Origin of the sequence: Thiohalobacter sp. (genome assembly GCF_027000115.1) — a bacterium.
Classification (GTDB): Bacteria; Pseudomonadota; Gammaproteobacteria; order Thiohalobacterales; family Thiohalobacteraceae; genus JALTON01.
The window spans coordinates 35,517-43,602 of the sequence record NZ_JALTON010000045.1 but is presented as its reverse complement, the minus strand read 5'-3'; the positions used below and the strand labels follow the sequence as shown (position 1 = coordinate 43,602).

The window sequence follows — 8,086 nt, the reverse complement described above, 5'->3', positions numbered from 1 at the left end:
TCCTCACCCTCGCCGTCGCCGACAGCATCCACATCCTGGTCACCGCCTTCCAGCAGATGGCGCAGGGGCTGTCGCGCCGGGCGGCGCTGGTGCGCTCGCTGGAACTCAACATGCAGCCGGTGGCCATCACCAGCCTGACCACGGCCATCGGTTTCCTGTCCATGAACTTTTCCGATGCGCCGCCCTTCCACGATCTGGGCAACATCGTTGCCGTCGGCGTGACCGCAGCCTGGCTCTATGCCATCACCCTGCTGCCGGCGCTGGCTTCGCTGCTGCCCCTGCGCCCGCAGCGCGCGCGGGCGCGCATACGCCCGGCGATGGAGGCGCTGGCCGCGTTCGTGATCCGCCGCTCGCGCCCGCTGCTGTACGGCATCGGCGCCGCGGCCCTGCTGCTACTCACCGGCATCCCGCGCATCGAGCTCAACGACAATTTCATGGAATACCTGGATCCGCGCTATCCGGTGCGCCAGGCCAGCGCCTTCGTGCAGGAACACCTGACTGGCATGGACGCGATCGAATACTCGCTGCCGGCCGCGGGCTCGGGCGGCATCGCCGAGCCCGAATACCTGGAAAAGCTGGAGGCGTTCGCCGAGTGGCTGCGCGCCCAGCCCGACGTCGTCCATGTCAACAGCCTCACCGACGTCCTAAAGCGCCTGAACCGCAGCCTGCACGGCGACGATCCTGCCTGGTATCGCCTGCCCGAGTCCCGCGAGCTGGCGGCGCAGTACCTGCTGCTCTACGAGATGTCGCTGCCCTATGGACTGGACCTGAACAATCGCATCAGCATCGACAAGTCGGCCACCCGGCTCACGGTGCTGCTGCGCAACCAGACCGCCCGTTCATTGCGCGATCTCGACGCGCGCGCGCGGGCCTGGCTGGCCGCCAATGCGCCACCCTACATGCAGACCCGGGGCAGCGGGCTGTCGCTGATGTTCGCGCATGTATCGGAAACCAACATCAACGCCATGCTGGGCGGCTCCCTGCTCGCCCTGGTACTGATTTCGCTGCTGCTGATCCTGGCGCTGAAGAGCCTGCGCTACGGCCTGCTGAGCATGGTGCCGAACCTGGGACCGGCGCTGATGGCCTTCGGCATATGGGGTTATGCGGTGGGACAGGTCGGCCTGGCCTCGGCGGTGCTGGTGGCGCTGACACTGGGCATCGTGGTGGACGACACGGTGCACTTCCTGAGCAAGTACCTGCGTGCCCTGCGCGAACACGCCACGCCGCAGGCCGCGGTGCGTCACGCCTTCGGCACCGTGGGCACGGCCATGTGGGTCACCACCCTGATCCTGGTCGCCGGTTTCGGCACCCTGGCGCTGTCCGGTTACAAGGTCAATGCCGACATGGGCCTGCTCACCGCGCTGACCATCGTGCTGGCACTGGTGCTCGACTTCCTGCTGTTGCCGGCCCTGCTGCTGCGCATGGAACGCCGTGCCTGAGCCCCTCGCCTTTCCGGCCCCGCCGCCGCTGACCCTGTACGTGCACATCCCCTGGTGCCTGCGCAAGTGTCCCTATTGCGACTTCAACTCCCATGCCGCAGACGGGCCTGTGCCGGAACGCGCCTATGTGGATGCCCTGCTGGCCGACCTGGAACGCGAGCTGCCCGGCGTATGGGGACGCACCCTGCAGGCCATTTTCATCGGCGGCGGCACGCCCAGCCTGTTCTCCGCCGAGGCCATCGACCGCCTGCTCTGCGGCATCCGCAGCCTGCTGCCGCTCAAACCGGGGCTGGAGGTGACGCTGGAGGCCAACCCAGGCACCCTGGAGCAGGGGCGCTTTGCCGAGTATCGCGCGGCCGGCATCAACCGGCTTTCGATCGGGGCGCAGAGCTTCGACGCCGATGCGCTGGAACGGCTGGGCCGCATCCACGGACCGGCCGAGGCCCGTGCCGCCGCCGAAGCGGCGCATGCCGTGGGCTTCGACAACTTCAATCTCGATCTCATGTTCGGCCTGCCGGGGCAGGACATGGCCGCCGCACTCGATGACCTGGAACAGGCCATCGCCCTGCGGCCTGCCCACCTGTCCTGGTACCAGCTCACGCTGGAACCGAACACGCTTTTCCACCGCTTCCCGCCGCAGTTGCCGGACGCCGACCTGATCGCCGACATGCAGGCCGCCGGCCAGGCACGACTGGCAGACGCCGGCTATACTCGTTACGAGGTTTCGGCCTATGCGCGCGATGGCCACCGCTGTCGGCACAACCTCAACTACTGGCAGTTCGGGGATTATCTGGGCATCGGCGCCGGGGCCCACCAGAAACGGACCGACCCCGCCGCGGGACAGGTCGAACGGAGCTGGCGGCTGCGCCACCCGCGCGCCTGGCTGGAGGCCGAAGACCGGGTCGGCGACCGCCGTATCCTCGCGCCGGAGGAACTGGTGTTCGAATACATGCTCAATGCGTTGCGCCTGACCGAAGGCTTCGCGCCGGCGGACTTCACGGCCCGCACCGGGCTGCCCTGGTCGAGCGCAGCGGCAACCGTCGAGTCGCTGGTCGCGCGCGACCTGCTGCAGGCCGGCGAGCGCATTCGCCCCACGTCCCTGGGCGCGCGCTTTCTCGATGACCTGGTCGCCGAATTCCTGCCCGCCGACCATGCTTGAACAGACCTTCACCTGTCCCTACTGCGGCGAAGCGATCGACACGCTCGTGGACGAAACGGCCGGCAGTCATGTCACCATCGAGGACTGCCGTGTCTGCTGCCGCCCGATCGAGCTGGACATCCGCTTCGATGCCATGGGCGACTTCCTCGGCCTCGAGGCCCGTCGTGACGATGAATGACTCGGACCCCTATCGTCCCGTCGACTGCGCGCGCTACAGCGAGCTGGAAGTCGCCATCCTGCATCGCACGCCGTTGCACCTGCAGTGGACCGACCCCGACGGCACCACCCACATCGGCCGCCTGCTGCCGCGCGACCTGCGGACGCGGGACCATGCCGAATTCCTGCTGGCCGTGGACGAGAACGGCGAGGCAGTCGAGATTCGGCTGGACCGGATCGTCCGGTTCACCAGCTAACCCGAAAATTGCGCCAGGGCGGATGCGGACACCGGCTGTTCAGACGGGTTCGGCCCAGAGATCGTGTTCGCTGGCATCGGTCACCCGCACCCGCAACCGGCTGCCGACGGCCAGATCGGTGCGGTCGATGAACACGAGGCCGTCGATTTCGGGGGCGTCGGCCTGGCTGCGCGCAACGGTGCCCTCGGCGTCGACGGCATCGACCAGCACCTCGATCTCCCGGCCGACCTTCCCGGCCAGCCGTGCCGCCGAGATCTCGGCCTGGACCGCCATGAAGCGGGCCAGGCGCGCCTGCTTGACGGGCTCGGGCACCGGATCGGGCAGCGCATTGGCGGCGGCGCCCTCGACCGGCGAGTAGGCGAAACAGCCGACCCGATCCAGCCGCGCCTCGCGCAGGAAATCCAGCAGCTCTTCGAACTCGGCCTCGGTCTCGCCGGGAAAACCGACGATGAAGGTACTGCGCAGGGTCAGCCCGGGCACGGCGGCGCGCCAGGCCCGGATCCGGTCCAGGGTGCGATCGGCCGCGGCCGGGCGCTTCATGGCCCGGAGGATACGCGGGCTGGCATGCTGCAGAGGCATGTCGAGATAGGGCAGGATGCGGCCCTCGGCCATGAGCGGGATCAGCTCGTCGACATGAGGGTAGGGATAGACATAGTGCAACCGCACCCAGGCGCCCAGACTCCCCAGCTCGGCGGCCAGCTCGGTCATCCGCGTCTTCACCGGTCGCCCGCCCCAGAAAGTGGTGGCGTATTTCCGGTCCACACCATAGGCACTGGTGTCCTGGGACACCACCAGCAGCTCCTGCACGCCGGCCTCGACCAGCCGCTCGGCCTCTTCCAGCACCTCGCCCGCCGGCCGGCTGACCAGGTCCCCGCGCAGGGACGGAATGATGCAGAAGCTGCAACGGTGGTTGCAGCCCTCGGAGATCTTGAGATAGGCATAGTGGCGGGGCGTGAGCTTGATGCCGCCCGGCGGCAGCAGTACCTCGAAGGGATCGCTGGGCGGCGGCAGGTGTTCGTGCACCGCGGCCATCACTGCCTCGTAGGCATGGGCGCCGGTGACGGCCAGCACCCCGGGGTGCACCTCGCGGATGGTGTCGCCGCGCTCGCCCAGGCAACCGGTGACGATCACCCGGCCGTTTTCCTCCAGTGCCTCGCCGATCGCCTCCAGCGATTCCTCCACCGCACTGTCGATGAACCCGCAGGTGTTGACCACCACCAGGCTGGCCGAAGCGTAGTCGGGAACGATTTCGTAACCCTCGGCACGCAAGCGGGTGAGGATGCGTTCGGAATCGACCGTGGCCTTGGGGCAGCCGAGGCTGACGAAACCGACGCGGGGCGCTGACTGGGGCATGGGCGGGACCGGTTTGTTCACAACATCGGAATGTGCTGATACAGCGAATCGGCACAGGACGACCTATTGTAGATCACCCGGACACCGATCGCACATGATTGTTTGGCAAGCGGTTTTTCAGGAACAGGCGCGCGCGGCGGCAGAAACGATTCCGGGTCGCGCAGCGGGTCGCGAAAGTTGCCCACAGAGTTATCCACAAGCTGTTTCGACACCATGAATCAATAGCTTGGCGCTGAATTTGTGGCCTCCGTCGGAAATCGGGCGCCAAAAGCATGACATACGCCTGCCTCGCTGCTAAGGTGGAAACACCCAATAACGAGAATCCGCGGTCCACCGCGGAGCACAGCAACGAGGAGCCGTTTGACCATGCATACGCACAGCCACGACAGCAGCCCCCGTTTCGACTTCGACCGCTGGTCGGAGCTGGCCCATCGCGACCCGGATGCCTTCGAGGCCCGGCGTGCCGCGGCCATCGAGGCCGCCATCAGCCGTGCCTCCGAACGTTCGCAGGCGCGGCTGCGGCGATTGCAGTGGAAACTCGACCAGGTCCGCCGCACCTCGGCCACCCCGCTGGCGGCCGCCATCCGGATGAACGAACTGATGTGGGAACGCATCACCGGCCGCGGTGGCCTGCTGCAGGCCCTGACCGAGGGGCCGGCAACGCCGGCCACCGGCGGCGACTGCGCCGTGCTCAGCTTCCCCGCCCGCAACTGAGCCCCGTCCCTCCGGCCGGGCGCCCCTCGAATCTGCCCCGAAATCAAGCGTCCGGAAACCGGCCTGACGCCTGCCGCAGCGGGGACCCGCATCCGGCCCACCCACGCCCGACGGGGCCGGGTGCGGGCTTGCCCGCATATTGCAACCAGGAGCTGCGGATGATGGCGGATTTGCAGCCGGGCTCGGGGAGGGCTGGAACGAAAGCCGTAGCCGTCGCTACGGCTTGAGTGAAGCGCCCCCGAGGCCGAGCGAAAATCCGCCAGGGCCGCAGCAGGCAGCGGGCGGGCACACATCGTACTCCGGGCCATGGGCAAAAAACCCGGTTCATTGCTTGCCAACACAACAAGTTGCCTGCCGCCCGCTTCCGCCCTGGTGCAATATGCGGGCTTGCCGCCCGGCGGGCTTTTGCGTATCATCGCCCGCCTTTCCGCCGGTCCGGGTCGACCGGCGCGGCGTACCCGAGGACGAACAGATGAAGTCGGACATCCACCCCAACTACAGCGAGATCACGGTCACCTGCAGCTGCGGCAACAGCTTCAAGACCCGCTCCACCGCCGGCAAGGACCTCAGCATCGAAGTCTGCTCCGCCTGCCACCCCTTCTATACCGGCAAGCAGAAGATCGTCGACACCGGCGGCCGCCTGGACAAGTTCCGCCGCAAGTATGGCATGAAGTAAGGCGCCACCGTGCGCGCTTCGGCGCTGCCATCGCTGGAAAGGGCGTTCCGTATCGCGGGCGCCCTTTTCTGTTTGTGGCTGGCAGGTGCCGCCCTCGCCGCACCCGATTGTGCGGCCGATCGCATCGACGACCGGGTCAGGGTCCGGCACGTCACCGACGGCGATACCCTGATCCTCGGCGACGGCCGCCACTTGCGCCTGATCGGCGTCAACACGCCCGAGATGGGCCGGGACGGCGAGCCGGACGAACCGGGCGCCATCGCCGCCCGCGACCACCTGCGGCGACTGGTCTTCGTCAACGGCAACCAGGTGGCGTTGCGCTACGACCGCGAGCGCCAGGACCGCTATGGCCGCGTCCTGGCCCACCTGTTCCTGCGTGACGGGCGCAACGTCGCCGCACTGCTGATCGCCGCCGGCGCCGGCTTTCCCATCACCATCCCGCCCAACGACTGGCAGGCCGACTGCTACCGGCGTCTCGGCGAGGCGGCCCGCGCCGCCGGCCTGGGGGTCTGGTCGGAGCCGCGCCTGGGTCCGCTGGATACCGAACGGCTCAGCCCGCGCGAGCGCGGCTTCCGCCGGGTCCGCGGGCGGGTCAGCCATGTCTCCGAAAGCCGCGGCGCGGTCTGGATCAATTTCGGCCGCGGCTTCGCCCTGCGCATCCGGCGCGACCACCTGCCGCGTTTTGCGGATCTCGACCTCCAGGCACTGGCCGGCCGTCGCGTGGAAGCCATGGGCTGGCTGTACTATCGCCGGGGCCAGTTGCGCATGAGCCTGGTGCATCCGTCGGCCCTGCGCGTCCTGGACACCGAAGCGAACGTCACGGAGGAAGAAACCCCATGAAGGGCCGCGCGCTGCTGCGGGTGCTGCCCCTGCTGGTGCTGTTGCTCGCGCCCGGCTGCGCCACCAATCCGGTGACCGGGGGTACCGATTTCGTGCTCATGAGTGAGGACCAGGAGATCGCCCTGGGCCGCAAGCTGCATCCGCAGATCCTGAAACAGATGCCGGCCTACGAGGATCCGGCGCTGGCGCGTTATGTGCGTTCGGTGGGCGAGCGACTGGCGGAGACGAGTCACCGTCCCGGGCTCATTTACCGCTTCACAGTGCTCGACAGCCCCGATGTCAATGCCTTTGCACTGCCGGGCGGCTACATCTACGTCACTCGCGGCATCCTGGCCTACCTGAACTCCGAGGCCGAGCTGGCCGCAGTTCTCGGCCACGAGATCGGTCACGTCACCGCACGCCATTCGGTCCGCCAGTACACCACCGCGACCACCACCAGCCTGCTGGGCGCGGTGATCGCGGGCGCCACCGGGGTTCGCGCGGCCGGCGACCTGGCCAGCATCGCCGGAACCGCCATCGTCCGCGGCTACGGCCGCAAGCACGAACTGGAGGCCGACCGTCTGGGTGCGGAATACCTGGCGCGCAACGGCTACGACCCGCGCGCCATGCTGCGCGTCATCGGCGTGCTCAAGGACCAGGAGGCCTTCGAACGCGAGCGGGCAAAAGAGGAAGGCCGCGAGCCGCGCGTCTACCACGGCCTGTTCGCGACCCATCCCGACAACGATCGCCGGCTGCAGGAGGTGATCGCCGCCGCCGGCCGGCTCGGCACCGGCCCTGCCCGCGACGGCCGCGACACCTATCTCGATGCCATCGAGGGGCTGGTATTCGGCGACAGCGAACGCGAGGGCGTGCGTCGCGGCAACCGCTTCTATCACCTGGCGCTGGATTTTGCCCTGACCTTCCCGCCCGGCTGGCGCATCGACAACCTGCCCGACCGCCTGGTGGCCCGCACGCCGAAGGGCGACGGCATGCTGCAGTTCACCATGACCGACCTCAACAAGCGCATCCCTCCCCGGCAGTTCATGATCCGGCGCCTGGGCCTGCGCGATCTGCGATATGGCGAGGCCATCCGCCTGGGCGAGCTGGAGGGCTACACCGCCATCGCCGAAGTGAACACCGCAAAGGGCCGCCTGCCGCTGCGCCACGTGGTGCTGTACCGGGGCGACAAGGCGCTGGTATTCACCGGCGGCGCTGACCGCAGCGCCGACCCCTTCCGCTACGATGCCGACATCCTGCGCACCGTGCGCAGCTTCCATGCCCTGTCGCCGGAAGAACGGGGGCTGGCACGCGCCCAGCGCATCCACGTGATCCGTGCGACTGCCGGCACCCGTTTTGCCGACCTGGCCCGCAACTCGCCCATTCCCGACCATCCCGAGGCGCAACTCCGGCTGATCAACGGCTACTACCCCGGCGGCGAACCCCGACCCGGCGAGCGCATCAAGATCGTGCGCTGAAATGCCGCGCCCGCGCCCCCCGCCAACGTGGCCAGCGA

Annotated in this window: 10 protein-coding genes; 8 read left to right on the top strand and 2 right to left on the bottom strand. The window is 68.3% G+C overall.

Features of this window, described 5'->3' with window-relative positions; translation table 11 throughout:
• The 4 genes from MVF76_RS08265 to MVF76_RS08250 form a co-directional block, all read left to right on the top strand.
• Nucleotides 1-1,439: efflux RND transporter permease subunit (locus MVF76_RS08265; RefSeq protein ID WP_297528336.1), on the top strand; the 1,439-nt coding region annotated here is incomplete at its 5' end.
• Entirely contained in the window at nt 1,432-2,598 is a 1,167-nt protein-coding gene (hemW, locus tag MVF76_RS08260; RefSeq protein WP_297528335.1) for a radical SAM family heme chaperone HemW, read from the top strand. The genes MVF76_RS08265 and hemW, both read left to right, overlap by 8 nt.
• Nucleotides 2,591-2,776 carry a CPXCG motif-containing cysteine-rich protein gene (locus MVF76_RS08255; protein WP_297528334.1) on the top strand — a complete coding sequence of 62 codons (186 nt, stop codon included), beginning with the start codon at nt 2,591-2,593 and terminating at the stop codon, nt 2,774-2,776. Before hemW ends, MVF76_RS08255 begins: the two co-directional genes overlap by 8 nt.
• A complete protein-coding gene (locus MVF76_RS08250) occupies nt 2,769-3,011 on the top strand; it encodes a Rho-binding antiterminator (protein WP_297528333.1) in 243 nt (80 codons plus the stop codon). The genes MVF76_RS08255 and MVF76_RS08250 overlap by 8 nt, the downstream gene beginning before the upstream one ends.
• 39 nt (nt 3,012-3,050) lie before the next feature.
• Here MVF76_RS08250 and rimO read toward each other — a convergent pair whose 3' ends face one another.
• Together rimO and MVF76_RS08240 are read right to left on the bottom strand one after the other, a co-directional pair.
• Nucleotides 3,051-4,364 carry a 30S ribosomal protein S12 methylthiotransferase RimO gene (gene rimO, locus MVF76_RS08245; protein ID WP_317622951.1) on the bottom strand — a complete coding sequence of 438 codons (1,314 nt, stop codon included), beginning with the start codon at nt 4,362-4,364 and terminating at the stop codon, nt 3,051-3,053.
• Between the two features lie 17 nt (nt 4,365-4,381).
• A complete protein-coding gene (locus MVF76_RS08240) occupies nt 4,382-4,579 on the bottom strand; it encodes a hypothetical protein (RefSeq protein ID WP_297528331.1) in 198 nt (65 codons plus the stop codon).
• A 151-nt stretch (nt 4,580-4,730) separates the two neighbouring features.
• Between MVF76_RS08240 and MVF76_RS08235 the strand changes: the two genes are divergently transcribed.
• From MVF76_RS08235 to MVF76_RS08220, 4 genes are all read left to right on the top strand, one after another.
• Nucleotides 4,731-5,078 (top strand): DUF3135 domain-containing protein, encoded by a 348-nt coding sequence (locus MVF76_RS08235; protein ID WP_297528330.1) that lies wholly within the window; start codon nt 4,731-4,733, stop codon nt 5,076-5,078.
• A 472-nt stretch (nt 5,079-5,550) separates the two neighbouring features.
• Complete coding sequence (rpmE, locus tag MVF76_RS08230; protein WP_297528329.1) at nt 5,551-5,754, top strand: 50S ribosomal protein L31; 204 nt, start codon at nt 5,551-5,553, stop codon at nt 5,752-5,754.
• A 9-nt stretch (nt 5,755-5,763) separates the two neighbouring features.
• Nucleotides 5,764-6,594: a thermonuclease family protein gene (locus tag MVF76_RS08225; RefSeq protein WP_297528328.1), complete on the top strand. Its 831-nt coding sequence runs from the start codon at nt 5,764-5,766 to the stop codon at nt 6,592-6,594.
• The gene (locus MVF76_RS08220; RefSeq protein ID WP_297528327.1) at nt 6,591-8,048 is read left to right on the top strand and encodes a M48 family metalloprotease; all 1,458 of its coding nucleotides are present in this window, start codon (nt 6,591-6,593) and stop codon (nt 8,046-8,048) included. The genes MVF76_RS08225 and MVF76_RS08220 overlap by 4 nt, the downstream gene beginning before the upstream one ends.
• Nucleotides 8,049-8,086 lie beyond the last annotated feature (38 nt).

What these genes read in the sequence shown, in the direction of transcription:
- rimO (WP_317622951.1), bottom strand. Translation starts at nt 4,364, where the DNA reads ATGCCCCAGTCAGCGCCCCGCGTCGGTTTCGTCAGCCTCGGCTGCCCC.
- MVF76_RS08235 (WP_297528330.1), top strand. Translation starts at nt 4,731, where the DNA reads ATGCATACGCACAGCCACGACAGCAGCCCCCGTTTCGACTTCGACCGC.
- rpmE (WP_297528329.1), top strand. Translation starts at nt 5,551, where the DNA reads ATGAAGTCGGACATCCACCCCAACTACAGCGAGATCACGGTCACCTGC.
- MVF76_RS08240 (WP_297528331.1), bottom strand. Translation starts at nt 4,579, where the DNA reads ATGGTGTCGAAACAGCTTGTGGATAACTCTGTGGGCAACTTTCGCGAC.
- MVF76_RS08250 (WP_297528333.1), top strand. Translation starts at nt 2,769, where the DNA reads ATGAATGACTCGGACCCCTATCGTCCCGTCGACTGCGCGCGCTACAGC.
- MVF76_RS08255 (WP_297528334.1), top strand. Translation starts at nt 2,591, where the DNA reads ATGCTTGAACAGACCTTCACCTGTCCCTACTGCGGCGAAGCGATCGAC.
- MVF76_RS08220 (WP_297528327.1), top strand. Translation starts at nt 6,591, where the DNA reads ATGAAGGGCCGCGCGCTGCTGCGGGTGCTGCCCCTGCTGGTGCTGTTG.